Below are 15,490 nucleotides of genomic sequence, written 5' to 3' on the forward strand. Positions count from 1 at the left end.
AATAAAGTGGTCTACACCCTATTCATTATTATTCCCCAAATATGATGAATATCCTGCATACTTTTTCTGAAAAGTTATGAACACTTCTCGTAATCCTTGCATTTGTCGGAATTCAAAAAAGTCGTTATAGTGAAACTATCCAAACAGACAAAGGGGATGGACGATTATGACGATGAAAAAAGCATTGACGATTGCCGGTTCTGACACAAGCGGCGGCGCGGGAATCCAAGCCGACCTCAAAACGATGGAAGAACTCGGTGTATACGGTATGACAGCTTTGACTGTCATCGTGGCACAAGACCCACATAACGCATGGAATCACGAAGTCTTTCCAATCGACACGACCTTGATCGAGAAACAAATCGATACGGTGCTCGCTGGAATTGGAGTCGATGCAGTGAAGACAGGTATGCTCCCGACACCTGAAATCATCGAACTCGCAGCACGGAAGATTAAAGAATACGGAATCCAGAATGCCGTCGTCGATCCGGTCATGGCATGTAAAGGTGCGGATGAGATTCTTGATCCGAACGTTGCGGTCGCGATGCGTCAACACCTCGTACCAGTCGCAAAAATCATCACACCGAACTTATTCGAGGCGCGTATGCTCGCTGGCCTTGATAAAACACCCGCAACGATGGACGAAATCAAAGAAGCCGCTCGTTTAATCCATGAACTCGGCGCAGAGATCGTCATCGTCAAAGTCGGTGGCAAACTCGGATTCGATACAGCATTCGACGTCTTGTACGACGGAAACGAATTCCGCCTTCTTGAAAGTGAAAAAATCGAGCCTGCGTTCACACACGGCGGCGGATGTACGTTCTCTTCTGCCATCGCAGCCTCACTCGCCAACGGTCACACGGTCGAAGAAGCGATTGAAATCGGAAAAGAGTTCATCACAGAAGCCGTTCGTCATTCATTCCGTCTCAACCAATACGTTGGACCGACGAACCATACCGGATACCGTAAAAAAGTAGCAACACAATCGTAAACAGATGACCCGGAACTACGTGTTTCGGGTCATCCTTTCCATTGGAGGGACAGACGTGAAAGCGATTCAACCTGATCACATTCAGCACTATTTAGACAATCACGTCGCGACACCACTTTTCGTCCATGTCGAGACGACGAACGGTGCCTACGCGACACATAATGACCCGGACTTTCATAACGCCGGGATGTTTATCCGTAATGCCAAAATCGAATACAGCATCGGTCAAATTAAAGGAAATGGTCCCTATCGTGTCGGTTTAAAACTCGATCACGGTTGGCTCTATGTCGAGGGATTGACCGACTATGAAATGCACGAAGAACAGTTGTTACTCGCTGGTCACGATCGTCTCGGTCGTCTCGCATGTGCGCTGCACATCGATATCAAGCCGCTCCCACAAGGCGCATCGGAGGTGGAGAATCAATGAATGGACCGTTACTCGTCATATTCCCACACCCGGACGATGAGGCGTTCAGCTCGGCCGGAACGATTATCCAACATCGTCAAAAAGGACTACCCGTCACATATGTCTGTTTGACGCTCGGTGAAATGGGACGTAATATGGGTTCCCCAATCTTTACGACACGTGAAGAACTGCCGAAAATTCGAAAACATGAACTCGAAGAAGCATGTCGCATGATGGGCATCGAGGACCTGCGCATGTGGGGTCTTCGTGACAAGACCGTCGAATTTGAGGACGAGGCCGAGCTCGCTGGTCGCTTCCGCGCATTGATTGACGAAGTGAAGCCGGAAACCGTCATCTCATTCTATCCAGGATATGCCGTCCACCCGGACCATGAAGCGACAGCCCGTGCCGTCGTACGTGCGCTTCAAGAGATGGGCGAGACGCGCCCTGAGTTCTTAGGTGTCGCCTTTGACCGCCGCACAGAAGACGAACTCGGACAACCTCACGTCATCGTCGATGTAACGGAAGAGAGCGAACAAAAGAAAGATGCCCTGTTTGCCCACCGGTCTCAGACGGAAGGTCTGCTTCGTGCGATCGATAACGCAGAAAACGCCCACGTCATGGAGTTACTCCAACGTGAGCGCTTCTATCATTATCCGTTCTCATGATTCATAGGCTAGACGGGTCATATAAAGCAATGCCCCGACGGTCCCAAGACCGATTAACGTTCCGAATACTACAACGATTTGTCCCATGTTTTCACCTCTTCTAGACTTTACGAACAATTCCATTCATTGGTTTCAAACACGTGCTATTCGCACGTGTTTTTTTTAGAAGTAAAGAACGTAAATCACGATGGCCAATACGATTCGATAGACCGCAAACGGCATCAACTTCACTTTGTTGATCAACTTCAAAAAGAATTTAATCGAAAGCAGTGCGAACAAAAACGCGCTGACGAAACCGACGACAAACACGGGTAACGTATCGAGCGTGAAATACGTCCACTTGCTATAGAGTGACAATGCACTCGCTCCAAACATGATCGGTACCGCCATGATGAACGTAAAATCTGCCGCTGCCCGGTGGCTCATTCCGAGGAGAACCCCTCCAGAAATCGTTGAACCGGACCGTGAGAATCCTGGCCATAGCGAGAAACATTGAATCAACCCGACACCAAGTGCTTGCTTGTACGTGATGTCATCTAGCGTAGCGGTCGTCTGACGCTTCACGCCGGATAAATCTGCGGCAATCATAAAGAATGCCCCAATGACTAACCCAATCAACACCGTCTTAACTGAGAAGAGATGTGTATCGATGTAGTCCTCAAACAGTACACCAAGGACGCCAGCAGGCAGCAATCCGATCAAAATATGTATGAGATTGAACTGACGTGTGGTTCCGCTTTGTCTTAAGGTGAGGAGCGACTTTGGATTCAGTAACGCTTTGAACCGATCTCGAAAGACGACCACGACCGCTAAAATCGACCCTAATTGAATGACGATTTTAAACGTGTTCGCTACTTCCTGACCTAAAAATTGACTCGAATTCAACCAGAGACCGTCCACGAGAATCATATGACCGGTCGACGAGACTGGGGCAAATTCCGTCAATCCCTCAACGACACCTAACAAAAATCCTACAAATAATTCATACCATTCCACGTTGTTTCTCCTATTGACTTGTTAAGATTGTTCTCATCATACACTTCTCGGCACAATCTTTCGTCCGTCTTAAGACGTAAAAACAGACATGGCTTATGACCCATGTCTGTAAAAATTATCGGGCGGTCGCATGAACGAACCAAACGACAAGCCCGATTAAGATGAACGCCAAAAATAGTGACACTGTCGTTCCTACAATAAAGACAAACCCCAACACGAGGATACCGAGATGCCATAGCATCGAGACGGATGATTCCGTCGTCGCTCGAATGGATGAAGGAACTTGATGATGCAAAAGACCGTAATAGAGCGGCTCCATCGCTCCATATATAAGAGCCAACAGCCCCATCAGCCCGATTCCGATTGGATTCGGAAAAAGTCCGATGACAAGAAATCCACCGCCCATTAACCAACCGAACCCGTTTAACCAACGCTTGGATGACGCAAATCGTATAAGCGTCCCTGCAAAAAGTTGTCCAGGTAACTGAATCAAGAGTAGGATGCTTGAAATGGCACCGAACCAATAGATCGGGATGGATACATCACGTGCATACAATTGCCAGAACTCATCGATGAAATTGAATGCGGATACGGCTGCTAAAAAACTGATAGTGACATGCCATAGTTGCTTGTTCGACCAAATGAATTGAAAACCTTTCAGCAAATGCCACCACGTCAAACGCTCTTCTATCTCTCGTCGAGTCGGTTCGATGAGAGATAGGCTACAGGTAGTCGCAATCAATAGACTCACGATGGAGAGCTTGTAGTTCCACTCCAAGGGAAGATACTGAGCCAACATACTGCCACTCAATGCCGCCGTCACAGCGGCAACAATCCCAATCGCATTCAGTTTCCCAAGAACCCGTTCAAATGACGACACTTCCTGACTCTCCTGTAACGATTCGTACAACAAGGCATTCTCTGCCCCACTTCGAATAACCGATCCTACAGCCGAACAGCTGATTGCGACAAAAAAACCGGTGAATGTGAACGAGTATAAGAGAATCCAAAATGATAGCCACTCTAAAGCTACACCTACCTGGATCAGTCGACGCCGTGTCGTGCGGTCCGCCCACACGCCAGTCGGCACTTCAAACAGAACGATGATCAGCGCATATACCATCTCTAAATAGACGACTTCTTGAACCGAGATGCCTCGTGACTCCCAAAATAACCGTTCAATCACATATGCTGGAATCAGCCCTTCAAACCAGCGAATGCACCCTAACCAAACAATGTTTCGACGAACTTAACTCGGTGAACGTGCTCGTTTTCTCATTTGAATCGCCTCCTTATCTTTCTTATTCCCGAATACACAAAAAAACCACGAGATTCCTCTCGTGGTCGACGTGTTATTTTAATAAGTTGAGAATCTCACGATTGAATGCCGGAATATCATCTGGTTGACGGCTCGTCACAAGCTGATTTTGACAGACAACGACTTCTTTGTCCGCATATTTCGCTCCGGCATACTCCATATCGACTTTAATCGATTTATAGCCGGTTGCGTCACGACCTTCTAATGTCTTCGCCGTAATCAACAGCTGTGGTCCGTGACAGATTGCAAAGACAGGCTTCTTCGCATCCATGAAGGCTTTGGCGAACGAAACAAAACGCTCGTCTTCTCGCAATAAGTCAGGTGAGAACCCGCCAGGTAAAAGAAGGGCATCAAAATCTTCCGGCGATACATCATCAATCGATTGATCGATGTTCACTTTCGCCTCTCCTTGCTTTCCTTCCACCGTGTTGCCAGCTTTCTTCTCGATTGTCACGACGTCATGTCCCGCATCCACCAATGCATCACGGGGACCCGTGAATTCTACATCTTCAAACATATCCGTAATGAGCGTTGCTACTTTTGCCATATTCTAAACACTCCCTTTGTTTGTTTTATGCACATAGGGACTGTTCCACAGGCATGAATCACTTAAACATCTCAAGTGGCATTCAACGGAATTTCGAGACGTATGGATTATCGCGTTCAAAAAATCGATATGGGTAGTCGCGCGCCTCGCCCGTGTTCGGGATCCCGATGCGTGGACCCGCCTCAATCACTACTCCTGCCTCACCCTCCGCGATGTAGAGTGGGTCTTGTTGAAAGGAATGGCCGTATAGATCCATTGTGATTCCGAGTGCTTTCGTCAACTTCCCTGGTCCGTTCGTCTGGTCATATCGTTTCACCCCAGGACGGTTCGAAGCAATCCATTCATGTCCTTGAATCGGTTCGACCGCTCGAATCAAGACGGCTTCCGGTGTGCCGATCGGACCGCTGACCACGTTCAGGAGCGTGTGCGTATGCATCTGATAAGTGTACACATGTCCAGGTTTCCCAAACATGACTTCCGTTCGCGTCGTTCGACGCCCTCCGAAGCTATGCGCCGCTCGATCGATGGCACCGAGGTAAGCTTCCGTCTCGACAATCTTCGCGATGATGTCACCTTCTGGATGTCGCCTCACCAAATATTGCCCGAGTAAGGCACGCGCCAAGTCAAGTGTCGGTTGTTCATAAAATGCTAAATCGAGTCGCTTCATGGTTCCACCTCCATTTGTTTCATTTTCTCAAAAATCGTAGCTTGCGCACAAAAAAGATGCCCTGCATGGCAGGACACCTGGACGTTATGATGCGATTTTGAGCGATTCACGTTGCTTTCCCAATCGGACGTATCCCAAGATGATGGAGAAGACCGGGCTGAGCCAGAGGAAGAAGGCAAACGGTGCGTATTCCAATACAGGTACGCCGAGTGTCGCTGCGAAGAATGCGCCAGAAACTCCCCACGGAATGAGCGGGTTGATGACGGTCCCGCCATCTTCAAGTGCCCGTGACAAGTAGCGCGGGTCGATCCCACGATCGATAAACCCTTGCTTGAACGCCTGACCCGGCAAGAGAATCGACAAGTACTGTTCTCCCGCGAGCAAGTTGACACCGATTGAACTGAGGACAACTGATAGGACCGAGCTCCCTGGTGACTTCAAACGCTCGAGCAACGATTCAACGATGGCTTGGAAGATACCGAGTTCACGTAATAAGCCACCGAACGCGAGGGCGATCAAGACGAGACTGACCGACCAGAGCATCGATTCAAGACCACCTTTATCGAGTACATTTGCAATCAATTCATTTTCGACACCTGACTTGAAGCCAGACTGCATGACACCGAGCCAGTTCGAGATGCTCCAGTTGCCTTGAACAAAACCGGCCGTCAACACACCCGCAAACATCCCAACGAGCATCGTCGGCAAGACCGGCATCCGACGGAACGCAAGCACTGCGACGAGCACAGGGGCAATCAACGTGAGCCATGAGAGGTCAAACCGTCCGCTGAGCGCGGCTTGCGCCTCTGCAATTTGTACCGTGTCGGCAGTTTGACCGCTACGTCCGAGGAACGTGAATAAAATCAACGTGATGATGAACGCTGGAATCGTCGTCCCCATCATGAAGCGAATGTGGTCGAACAGTTTGACACCCGCCACTGCCGGCGCAAAGTTCGTCGTATCCGACAACGGGCTCATCTTGTCTCCGAAGAGGGCACCCGATACGATCGCACCTGCGGCGAGCGCCGGCGAGATGCCTAGTGCCGTCCCGATTCCAAATAAGGCGACACCGACCGTTCCGACGGTTGTAAAGGCGCTTCCTGTGAAGGTCGAGACGATCATCGTGATCAACAAGACACTCGGCAAGAACCATTCAGCAGAGATTGTATTTAGACCGATGGAGAGGATCGTCGCGACCGTCCCGGACATTTGCCATACTCCGATGAGCATCCCAATCAACAACAAAATCAACACCGGCATGATCGCTTCACGAATTCCGTTGATCATCGCCGTTTCAATCTGTTTGAAGTCGCGTGAACGATAATACGCATATCCACCTACTATTACCATTGTGCCAAAAATCGCCATATGTGGCGTCGCTTTGGCCAAAAACATCAGTGCGAGCAAGGTAATCCCGCTCATCAACACGACGAATACAGCTTCTTTTCCTTTCATCTGCATCGACGTCCCCTCCTTTCGTTATATCTTCTTTATTTATTATTTCGCCTAACCGCTTAAACGCTTTTATGCACAAAAGCATGTCAGTGATGTTTTTTACTATACTCGCTTCCTTTCTCCCTGTCAAACGTCTTTTTATGATAAATTATATGCTTGAGGGTGACCTCCGGAGTTCGTAACCTCCTCCGACATCAAAACTAGCGAAAAGGAAGTGTGCTTCATGCAACACGAAAAAGCATTGGTCGTCTTTAGTGGTGGCCAAGATTCAACTACCTGCCTGTTTTGGGCAAAACAACAATTCTCTCATGTGGAGGCGGTGACGTTCGCATATGGTCAACGCCATGATGCGGAAATCGAGGTCGCCAAAGAAATTGCGGCAGAGCTCGATGTCCCACACCACATCCTCGATTTGTCCCTACTCGGACAACTCACATCGAACGCGCTCACGAGACACGATCTCGACATCGACAATGCGGACGTCCCAAACACGTTCGTCGATGGACGCAACCATCTATTCTTATCATTTGCGGCCGTCATGGCCAAACAACTCGGTATGCATCACATCGTGACCGGTGTATGTGAAACGGACTTTTCAGGTTACCCGGATTGCCGAGACCAATTCATCAAATCACTCAACGTGACACTCAATTTAGCGATGGATTATCCATTCGTCATCGACACACCGCTCATGTGGCTCGATAAAAAAGAGACGTGGGCACTCGCCGACGAACTCGGTGCCTTTGACTATGTCAAAGAACGCACGCTTACTTGCTACAACGGTGTCATCGGTTCAGGTTGTGGAGAATGTCCGGCGTGTAAGCTTCGTCAAAACGGACTTACAACTTACGAGGAGGTGCGCGTATGAAACATGCTCCATTCCTCGCTCCGACCAGTGTCGAATCAAAGCAAGAAGGATCGCTCATCTACTGTCCGCATCGCGTTCAAATCGTCAAAGAAGTAACGTTCGACGCGGCGCACCATCTCTTTGACTATGACGGCAAATGTCGTGCCCTTCATGGTCATACGTATAAGCTCCAGATGGGTGTCAGCGGCTTTCTCGACAATCGCGGCATGACGCTCGACTTTGGTGACTTGAAAAAGATCTTCAAAGAAGAGCTTGAGCCGTATCTCGACCATCGCTATTTGAACGAGTCACTCCCTTATATGAATACAACTGCAGAAAACATGTGTTATTGGATTTTTGAACAACTGGCGACACACTTGCCAAATGAACGCGACGTCCGTGTCGAGTTCGTCCGTCTGTATGAAACGCCAACGTCTTACGCTGAGTTCCGCCGTGAATGGTTGGTGGAATCGTGAAAATCCCTGTTCTTGAAGTGTTCGGACCGACCTTTCAAGGAGAAGGACGCGCCATCGGACAAAAGACGATGTTCGTTCGGACCGCCGGTTGCGATTATCGCTGTTCGTGGTGCGATTCCGCCTTTACGTGGGACGGTTCAGAAAAACCGGACATGCTGACAGCCGATGAGGTGATTGCTCGCCTGGATGCACTTGGTATGTACGATTACGTCACCATCTCGGGTGGCAATCCACTCCTTATCGCGGCTATGGGAGACCTGGTCGAGAAGTTGAAAGAACGAGGCGTCACACTCGCCGTCGAGACGCAAGGCAGCCGCTATCAAGACTGGCTCACACAAATCGATGACGTGACCCTCAGTCCGAAACCTCCATCGTCTGGTATGAAAACGAACTGGGAGCAACTAGACGCTATCGTCGAACGGTTGCACCCGGAGCAGACGACATTCAAAGTCGCTGTCTTTGATGAAGTGGACCTTGCCTACGCGAAAGAAGTGCAGCAGCGCTACTCACCGGACGTCATGTATTTGTCGGCCGGTAACCCGGAGCCCGGTGCAGACGGCGACATCACCGATGCCCAGCTCCGTCGTTTGAAACAACTATGGGAAGACGTTGCACGCGACCCGTCATGGCAAAGCGTCCGCGTCCTACCACAACTACACACATTACTGTACGCCAACGAACGTGGCGTGTAAGGAGAATGAACATGAGACCAGAAGACTTACAAGACCTCTCGCTCCTCGGACAGAAGAGCGTCCCTTATATTTTTGAATACACACCAGACGTTCTGGAGGCGTTCCCGAACCGTCATCCTGAGAACGACTACTTCGTGAAATTCAACGCACCAGAATTCACATCGTTATGCCCGATCACGAACCAACCGGACTTCGCAACCATCTACATCTCATACATCCCGGATGAGAAACTCGTCGAGTCGAAGTCGTTGAAGTTGTACTTGTTTAGCTTCCGTAACCACGGTGACTTCCACGAGAACTGCATCAACGTCATTGGGAAAGATCTCGTGAAATTGATGGAACCGCGCTATCTCGAAGTGTGGGGGAAATTCACACCACGTGGCGGTATCTCGATCGATCCGTACTACAACTACGGAAAACCGGGTACGAAGTACGAAAAAATGGCGGAGCATCGTCTGTTCAACCATGACCTGTATCCAGAGACGGTTGACAACCGTTAATTGAAAAGTAGGCGCTCCATCTGGAGTCGCCTACTTTTTTTGATAGCGATGAATCTGTCGCTTAATCGGTTCGCGGAACACGGTCGCAACGAGCGTCAACACGAGCATGATCCCAAATGCCAAGGCGATGAGCGTCCAATCCCCACTGGCGATACTACTCCCGAGAAAATTGTTCGCGAACGCCCCGGGAATCATACCAACGACGGTCGCAAACAGATAGGCGAGTACGTTTACTTTTGCCAAACCAGAAGCATAGCTGACCAAATCGAAATTGACGAGCGGGATGAGACGTAAGATGAGGACGTAAAAGAAACCATCTTCTTCGATTTTATGCTGAATGGCTTCGTAATTCGTTGATTCGAAGTGATGCAGGAAACGATCGCCGAAATAAATTGCCACATAATACGCAACAAGCGCACTCAACGTCGCCCCGATGACGGTATAGATGACGCCCGGTAACATCCCAAACGCCAATCCTCCGGCGACCGACAAGACGGACGTCGGGAACAAGATGAGCGGACGAACGGTGAACAATAAAATGTAAATGAGCGGAGCCAACCATCCGAATTGAATGATGTAGTCCCGTATATCGCCTGGGCTTACATCAACCCACTGATAAAGGAATGTCGCCGTCCCGAACAGGAGTAGGACGAGTGCAATCATCCATTGTATCTTCCACTTCTTCATCGTCCTCCTCCTCTCTATTTGCTTTTATTCCCGTAATCGAGGATGTCATCCACCTTTTTTCAGCCATCTCGATGTGGTACGGTTAGAAAAAGCAGAAGGAGGAAATCGATATGAACCTTGCAGATGCCCTAACATTGAAACAGTTGCTCCATGAGCAAATCGATACATTGACCGAAGAGATTGAGCATGTGGCGTTCATCTCGCTTCAAGCGAATGAATCCATTCCGACCATTCAGTCCCGTTCCCTTCAAGACATCGAGATGGAACTTGAACGCATTCGTCTAGACTTACGTCAGCTCGACCGTCTCATTCAAGAGGCGAACGTCCAAGCCGTCGTTGAGACGCATGACGGTCCGCTCCCTCTCGTAGAGGCAATCGAGCTCGCCATTCAGTTACGTGTCCAAGCACGACTTTATGAAAAATTATCACTTCGTCCGAAGAAAGACTATGTGCAAGGAGTTGCCGTGATCAAACACGCCTTATACGATCCGGAGCTGTATCGCTTGAAAGCACGCGATATTAAGAAGCGTGCCATTCGAATCGAAAGTGCCATTCAGGCCGTCCGTTATCAGACTGACATTGAATTTGATGCATCACGATATATGTAAAAAAGCGAAGGGATCCCTTCGCTTTTTTACATATGGTCATGGTGATTGTGATGGATATCATGATGACTCGATGAAGAAGAACGTCGACGTGGAGGTGCCTCATCAGCAAATTTTTCTCCGTCCAAAATCCCGAGACGCTTATATTGACGACCGACCCGCTCTTTTGTCTCTTCGCGAACAGTGCTCGACTCCATCACCAATTGGTAGCATCCGAGCGCGACACGGAACGGCTCCATGCGTGTCCGTTCAATCGAGAAGGAATCGATGCCCCGTAAATAGTCTGCTAAGCGCTCAGCCGTATCGTCGGCCGGGACATCGGCGAGCTGCGAGGCGAAGCGTTGTAAGTCCTTCAATGTATTTGATGTTTTAGAGTAACTTCGACTTGATTTGATGACACCAAATGCGATAAGTCCAACAATGGTGAAAAACATGAGTGGAAAGAATAAATTGATGATCGTGAAAAATGGGTCCGCCCCAAATTCTAAAGTAGACATTTCAAATTCCCCCTTTTCTTTAAGTACGTTCATTCAGTCGAATCGGTTTCATCAAAAAAACCGCGATCACACGACCGCGGCATCCATTCAACTGTTCAGTTGTTTCTCCATCATGATGCGCGGCTCGCCATCTTCTGTGTAAGCGCCCATGATGTCATATCCGCAAAGGAGGTTCAAGATGATGACCCCTTTGTTCGTATTGCGTGCTTTCGTCCGAATCGAATGGAACCCTTGCGCTTCGACCCATTCGAGTTGCGTGTCCATCAGCTTGCGACCGATGCCATGTTTCTGGAAGTCCGGGTGTACGCCGCCCGCCCAGCTATAAAACCGATAAGGCTCCGCCTCATACCCAATTTTAAAGCCAACTAGCTGCTCTTCAGAGAAAGCCAGCAGTACTAACGGATTGGCGTGCCGATACAGGCGCTCTTTAAATCGCAACTGATCGAGGTCACCGTATAACGTGCGGTACAGCCGGAAGAAGTCCTCTTCAAAATCCTTAAAGTTGTTCGTCACATCTTTTACGATAAATGAACTCGTCGTACTCATCGTGCCATCCCCTTTCAGTTTCTGGACAAAGATTCCGTACGTCTGTTCATTTCGCCGTTCATTCTGAATTTCCTGTCTCCCGTTCAAAAGCTGTGACACCTTTTTGTTTATATAGTCCGAGCGTACGCTTCGGTAAGCTCTTGACCATCCAGTCTTTGAAGATGCGCGCTTGATCTTCGACCGGAAGCTCGTAGCCATCCGTCACGATATGTCGTGACCGTGTCGTGACATCGTACAAGGAAATCGCCGCCGCCACGGAGATGTTCAAACTCTGTACATACCCTTGCATCGGAATGACAAAGTTCCCGTCCGCCTTATGGAGTGCTGTTTCCGAGACACCACTATGTTCATTCCCGAATAGAAGAACGGTCGGCTTCGACACATCCACTTCTTCGAGCGGAATCGCCTCTTCACTTAACGCGGTCGCATATACTTGGTAACCACTTTCTTTTAAAGCGTCAATCGCCTCTTCAATGGAGCCATGCTCCACGACGTCCACCCAGCGGTCGGCACTCTTGGCGATAATCGAGTTCGGTTTGAACTTTGCCCGTCCTTCGACGACGTGCAACGTTTGTACCCCGAACGCATCGGCTGAACGCAACACGGCGGATTGGTTGTGCGGATCGTCCACACCTTCCGTCAAAATCGTGATATGGTTCGTTCGTGTATTCAACACTTCATACATCCGTTTAATGCGGTCTGGCATGAGCATCTCGTAGAGAGGAAGATCGTCCTCGTGCAATACACCCTTCTGCAATAACTCTTCTTTTAATTCAATCTGCTCTTCTTTCGTCAAAGCAGATGTCGTCTGTCTCCAACCCATCTTTCTCGCTCCCTTCAACCTATCATATTGTAGCTAGATTCGATTCGACTGACAAGTTCGCCTCACATCTACCATTCCCGCTTCAAAAATGAAAACAAATGAAAATAGCGAAAACGGTTGCATGAATTTATGCAATCGATTACAATCATTTATGCAAGCGATTGCACTATTGGCAAACAAAAAATAGATAAAACTCCCTCACAGGAAGGAAGCGTATAGCATGAAACAATTGATCTCATTCGATTTCTGGCAAAAACTCGGTAAGGCCTTGATGGTCGTCATCGCCGTTATGCCAGCTGCCGGCTTGATGATTTCCATCGGTAAATTGATTGGAATGTCAGCCGGAGATGTCGGTATCTTATTAACAACAGCTCGTATCATTGAAGATTTAGGTTGGGGCATCATCGTCAACTTACATATCCTCTTCGCAGTCGCGATTGGTGGTTCGTGGGCAAAAGATCGTGCCGGCGGTGCATTCGCAGCACTTCTCGCCTTCATCTTGATCAACCGTGTCACAGGTGCCATCTTCGGTGTCAACAGTGACATGCTTCAAGATCCAGAAGCGACAATCGAGTCACTCTTCGGTGCGAACCTTGTCGTCGCTGATTACTTCACATCTGTACTCGGCTCACCTGCCCTCAACATGGGTGTGTTCGTCGGGATTATCGCCGGTTTCCTCGGTGGTGCACTATATAACCGTTTCTACAACTTCAACAAGTTGCCGAACGCTCTCTCGTTCTTCAACGGGAAGCGCTTCGTACCATTCGTCGTTATCCTTGGTTCAGTCGTTGCTGCCCTCGTTCTATCGATTGTATGGCCAACCATCCAAGGTGCGCTCAACAGCTTTGGTGAATGGATTGCCACATCACGTAACACGGCGCCAGTCCTCGCTCCGTTCATTTATGGTGCACTCGAACGTCTCCTCTTACCGTTCGGTTTACACCACATGCTCACAGTACCAATGAACTACACAGAGCTCGGTGGAACATACACAATTTTAACAGGTGCGACAGCTGGATCGGTCGTTGCCGGTCAAGACCCACTCTGGTTGGCATGGGTAACAGACCTCGTCAACTTGCGTGCTGCTGGTGATACGGCCGCATACAACACGCTTCTCGCTGATGTCGTTCCAGCACGCTTCAAAGTCGGTCAAGTCATCTTGTCATTCGCTGCATTGATTGGTGCCGCGTATGCGATGTACCGCAACGTCGACGCGGATAAGAAGGCACAATACAAGCCGATGTTCTTATCAGCCGGACTCGCTGTCTTCTTGACAGGTGTCACAGAACCGATTGAATTCATGTTTATGTTCGTCGCACCAGTTCTTTATGTCGTTTACGCACTCATGGCCGGTGCTGCCTTCGCATTGGCAGATATCATCGACTTACGTGTACACGCTTTCGGTGCAATCGAACTCTTGACGCGCATTCCGATGATTGTCAAAGCAGGACTTCTTCAAGACTTGATCAACTTCGTGCTCGTCTCTGTCGTGTTCTTCTTCCTCAACTTCGGTGTCTTCAACTTCTTCATTAAGAAGATGAACCTACCGACGCCAGGACGTAACGGGAACTACATGGAAGAAACGACAGAAAAATCATCCGTTACAGGTAACGAACAAGTCATGGGGATTATCGCACTTCTCGGTGGGGAAGAAAACATTGAGGATGTCGACGCATGTATGACTCGCCTTCGTGTGACCGTTAAAGACGTTACACTCGTCTCTGACGAACAAGAATGGAAGAAAAATGGCGCTATGGGTCTTATCGTGAAAGACCGTGGAGTCCAAGCCATCTATGGCCCGAAAGCCGACGTATTGAAATCAGACATTCAAGACGTCATCGGTGCATAATCTACTGGCCAACTCGCTCGAGAGTTGGCCTTTTTCTAAAGGAGGACTATCGTGAATATTTTAACGCTCAATTGTCATGCCTGGTTAGAAGACCGCCAACAAGAGAAAATCGACGCGATTGTCGAACGTATCGCAAGCGAAGAGTATGACTTCATCGCGCTCCAAGAAGTCAATCAACATAAAGAGGCCCCACTCATCTATGGGAACATCCGTGAAAACAACTTCGCACACGTCCTCGTCGAGCGCCTGAAAGAGTTAGATCTTCACTATCACATGACATGGGACTTTGCCCATTACGGATATGACATTTACGAGGAAGGCGTCGCCATTTTGTCACGGACACCGTTTCTATCGACCGAGTCGTTCTTCGTATCCAAGACGACGGACCCTGACAATTACAAGTCCCGTAAAATCGTCAAAGCTGTGATTGAAGGTCCTGAAACGCCGACGACCGTCTACTCGTGTCACCTCGGATGGTGGCATGACGAAGAGGAGCCAGTGAAGCATCAACTCGACGAGCTCCTGCGTCGCGTGGAGCATGACGACCATGCACTCCTACTCGGTGATTTCAACAACGATGCTTTCATTCGAGGCGAAGGATACGATTATTTGATGGATAGTGGGCTTCAAGACTTGTTCCATCTCGCAACGGAACGCGAAGGCGATGCGACCGTCCAAGGGAAAATCGCTGGATGGGATGAAAACAAGAAATCGCTACGCATCGACTTGATGTTGACGAATGCACCCATTCACGTCTCCCGTCATGCTGTCGTCTTCGACGGCGAAAACGGACCTGTCGTCTCCGACCACGCCGGTGTCGAAGCCACAGTGTTTTGGCGTTGATGCACCTTTTTCTTCCGACTTGGGAGAAAAGGGTTTTTCTTTTGGGGAAAATCTTGTAACGTGATAAAAGACTGATG

At 49.1% G+C, this 15,490-nt stretch carries 19 protein-coding genes; 10 read left to right on the top strand and 9 right to left on the bottom strand.

The features are described 5' to 3' along the window. The first annotated feature begins 166 nt into the window (after positions 1–166). The 3 genes from pdxK to bshB2 are packed head-to-tail and all read left to right on the top strand — an operon-like array spanning position 167 to position 2,065. The gene (gene pdxK / locus OKS35_RS11165; protein ID WP_015880484.1) at positions 167–991 is read left to right on the top strand and encodes a pyridoxine/pyridoxal/pyridoxamine kinase; all 825 of its coding nucleotides are present in this window, start codon (positions 167–169) and stop codon (positions 989–991) included. A gap of 55 nt (positions 992–1,046) precedes the next feature. Next, a complete protein-coding gene (locus tag OKS35_RS11170) occupies positions 1,047–1,418 on the top strand; it encodes a YojF family protein (RefSeq protein ID WP_074034952.1) in 372 nt (123 codons plus the stop codon). Continuing rightward, positions 1,415–2,065 (top strand): bacillithiol biosynthesis deacetylase BshB2, encoded by a 651-nt coding sequence (bshB2, locus tag OKS35_RS11175; protein WP_031424391.1) that lies wholly within the window; start codon positions 1,415–1,417, stop codon positions 2,063–2,065. Before OKS35_RS11170 ends, bshB2 begins: the two co-directional genes overlap by 4 nt. 162 nt (positions 2,066–2,227) lie before the next feature. On the opposite strand, the gene OKS35_RS11180 is transcribed toward bshB2, so the two are convergent. The 5 genes from OKS35_RS11180 to nhaC form a co-directional block, all read right to left on the bottom strand. Continuing rightward, entirely contained in the window at positions 2,228–3,061 is an 834-nt protein-coding gene (locus tag OKS35_RS11180) for an undecaprenyl-diphosphate phosphatase (RefSeq protein WP_215244285.1), read from the bottom strand. A gap of 115 nt (positions 3,062–3,176) precedes the next feature. Further along, positions 3,177–4,247 (bottom strand): MFS transporter, encoded by a 1,071-nt coding sequence (locus OKS35_RS11185; protein ID WP_413815723.1) that lies wholly within the window; start codon positions 4,245–4,247, stop codon positions 3,177–3,179. A 166-nt stretch (positions 4,248–4,413) separates the two neighbouring features. Then, a complete protein-coding gene (locus tag OKS35_RS11190; RefSeq protein WP_026824537.1) occupies positions 4,414–4,926 on the bottom strand; it encodes a type 1 glutamine amidotransferase domain-containing protein in 513 nt (170 codons plus the stop codon). Between the two features lie 82 nt (positions 4,927–5,008). Continuing rightward, entirely contained in the window at positions 5,009–5,593 is a 585-nt protein-coding gene (locus tag OKS35_RS11195; protein WP_264093093.1) for a DNA-3-methyladenine glycosylase, read from the bottom strand. Between the two features lie 84 nt (positions 5,594–5,677). Beyond that, positions 5,678–7,054, bottom strand: coding sequence for a Na+/H+ antiporter NhaC (gene nhaC, locus OKS35_RS11200; RefSeq protein ID WP_214873655.1), 1,377 nt, complete (start codon positions 7,052–7,054; stop codon positions 5,678–5,680). Between the two features lie 217 nt (positions 7,055–7,271). Between nhaC and queC the strand changes: the two genes are divergently transcribed. From queC to queF, 4 genes are read left to right on the top strand one after another with little or no spacing between them, the layout of a single operon-like run. Beyond that, positions 7,272–7,916, top strand: a complete 645-nt coding sequence (gene queC, locus OKS35_RS11205) for a 7-cyano-7-deazaguanine synthase QueC (RefSeq protein ID WP_264093094.1) — start codon at positions 7,272–7,274, stop codon at positions 7,914–7,916. Next, positions 7,913–8,371, top strand: a complete 459-nt coding sequence (queD, locus tag OKS35_RS11210; protein ID WP_015880475.1) for a 6-carboxytetrahydropterin synthase QueD — start codon at positions 7,913–7,915, stop codon at positions 8,369–8,371. The genes queC and queD overlap by 4 nt, the downstream gene beginning before the upstream one ends. After that, positions 8,353–9,063 (top strand): 7-carboxy-7-deazaguanine synthase QueE, encoded by a 711-nt coding sequence (queE, locus tag OKS35_RS11215; protein WP_264093095.1) that lies wholly within the window; start codon positions 8,353–8,355, stop codon positions 9,061–9,063. Before queD ends, queE begins: the two co-directional genes overlap by 19 nt. 11 nt (positions 9,064–9,074) lie before the next feature. Beyond that, positions 9,075–9,563 (top strand): preQ(1) synthase, encoded by a 489-nt coding sequence (gene queF / locus OKS35_RS11220; RefSeq protein WP_015880473.1) that lies wholly within the window; start codon positions 9,075–9,077, stop codon positions 9,561–9,563. A 30-nt stretch (positions 9,564–9,593) separates the two neighbouring features. On the opposite strand, the gene OKS35_RS11225 is transcribed toward queF, so the two are convergent. Then, complete coding sequence (locus OKS35_RS11225) at positions 9,594–10,250, bottom strand: TVP38/TMEM64 family protein (protein WP_196430339.1); 657 nt, start codon at positions 10,248–10,250, stop codon at positions 9,594–9,596. Between the two features lie 110 nt (positions 10,251–10,360). On the opposite strand from OKS35_RS11225, the gene OKS35_RS11230 reads away from it, so the two are divergent. Then, positions 10,361–10,858, top strand: coding sequence for a hypothetical protein (locus OKS35_RS11230; RefSeq protein WP_264093097.1), 498 nt, complete (start codon positions 10,361–10,363; stop codon positions 10,856–10,858). Positions 10,859–10,884: 26 nt separating this feature from the next. On the opposite strand, the gene OKS35_RS11235 is transcribed toward OKS35_RS11230, so the two are convergent. The 3 genes from OKS35_RS11235 to OKS35_RS11245 all read right to left on the bottom strand — a co-directional run bounded on the left by OKS35_RS11235 (position 10,885) and on the right by OKS35_RS11245 (position 12,721). Continuing rightward, positions 10,885–11,352, bottom strand: a complete 468-nt coding sequence (locus OKS35_RS11235) for a hypothetical protein (protein ID WP_264093098.1) — start codon at positions 11,350–11,352, stop codon at positions 10,885–10,887. An 87-nt stretch (positions 11,353–11,439) separates the two neighbouring features. Next, positions 11,440–11,985 carry a GNAT family N-acetyltransferase gene (locus OKS35_RS11240; RefSeq protein WP_015880469.1) on the bottom strand — a complete coding sequence of 182 codons (546 nt, stop codon included), beginning with the start codon at positions 11,983–11,985 and terminating at the stop codon, positions 11,440–11,442. After that, the gene (locus OKS35_RS11245) at positions 11,957–12,721 is read right to left on the bottom strand and encodes a TrmH family RNA methyltransferase (RefSeq protein ID WP_264093099.1); all 765 of its coding nucleotides are present in this window, start codon (positions 12,719–12,721) and stop codon (positions 11,957–11,959) included. Before OKS35_RS11245 ends, OKS35_RS11240 begins: the two co-directional genes overlap by 29 nt. Positions 12,722–12,941: 220 nt before the next feature. Here OKS35_RS11245 and OKS35_RS11250 point away from each other — a divergent pair, with 220 nt between their 5' ends. Both OKS35_RS11250 and OKS35_RS11255 read left to right on the top strand, forming a co-directional pair. Next, on the top strand, positions 12,942–14,570 hold the full coding sequence (locus tag OKS35_RS11250; RefSeq protein WP_078146107.1) for a PTS transporter subunit IIBC: 1,629 nt from the start codon (positions 12,942–12,944) through the stop codon (positions 14,568–14,570). Positions 14,571–14,621: 51 nt separating this feature from the next. Further along, positions 14,622–15,413 (top strand): endonuclease/exonuclease/phosphatase family protein, encoded by a 792-nt coding sequence (locus OKS35_RS11255; protein ID WP_214691319.1) that lies wholly within the window; start codon positions 14,622–14,624, stop codon positions 15,411–15,413. Positions 15,414–15,490: the final 77 nt, after the last annotated feature.

This window comes from Exiguobacterium sp. N5 (assembly GCF_025842465.1).
Classification (GTDB): Bacteria; Bacillota; Bacilli; order Exiguobacteriales; family Exiguobacteriaceae; genus Exiguobacterium; species Exiguobacterium profundum.

Coding starts and splice junctions, on each gene's coding strand:
- OKS35_RS11230 (WP_264093097.1), top strand. CDS start 10,361: ATGAACCTTGCAGATGCCCTAACATTGAAACAGTTGCTCCATGAGCAA.
- bshB2 (WP_031424391.1), top strand. CDS start 1,415: ATGAATGGACCGTTACTCGTCATATTCCCACACCCGGACGATGAGGCG.
- queF (WP_015880473.1), top strand. CDS start 9,075: ATGAGACCAGAAGACTTACAAGACCTCTCGCTCCTCGGACAGAAGAGC.
- queC (WP_264093094.1), top strand. CDS start 7,272: ATGCAACACGAAAAAGCATTGGTCGTCTTTAGTGGTGGCCAAGATTCA.
- OKS35_RS11250 (WP_078146107.1), top strand. CDS start 12,942: ATGAAACAATTGATCTCATTCGATTTCTGGCAAAAACTCGGTAAGGCC.
- queD (WP_015880475.1), top strand. CDS start 7,913: ATGAAACATGCTCCATTCCTCGCTCCGACCAGTGTCGAATCAAAGCAA.
- OKS35_RS11190 (WP_026824537.1), bottom strand. CDS start 4,926: ATGGCAAAAGTAGCAACGCTCATTACGGATATGTTTGAAGATGTAGAA.
- OKS35_RS11235 (WP_264093098.1), bottom strand. CDS start 11,352: ATGTCTACTTTAGAATTTGGGGCGGACCCATTTTTCACGATCATCAAT.
- queE (WP_264093095.1), top strand. CDS start 8,353: ATGGTTGGTGGAATCGTGAAAATCCCTGTTCTTGAAGTGTTCGGACCG.
- OKS35_RS11245 (WP_264093099.1), bottom strand. CDS start 12,721: ATGGGTTGGAGACAGACGACATCTGCTTTGACGAAAGAAGAGCAGATT.
- OKS35_RS11195 (WP_264093093.1), bottom strand. CDS start 5,593: ATGAAGCGACTCGATTTAGCATTTTATGAACAACCGACACTTGACTTG.
- OKS35_RS11225 (WP_196430339.1), bottom strand. CDS start 10,250: ATGAAGAAGTGGAAGATACAATGGATGATTGCACTCGTCCTACTCCTG.
- pdxK (WP_015880484.1), top strand. CDS start 167: ATGACGATGAAAAAAGCATTGACGATTGCCGGTTCTGACACAAGCGGC.
- nhaC (WP_214873655.1), bottom strand. CDS start 7,054: ATGCAGATGAAAGGAAAAGAAGCTGTATTCGTCGTGTTGATGAGCGGG.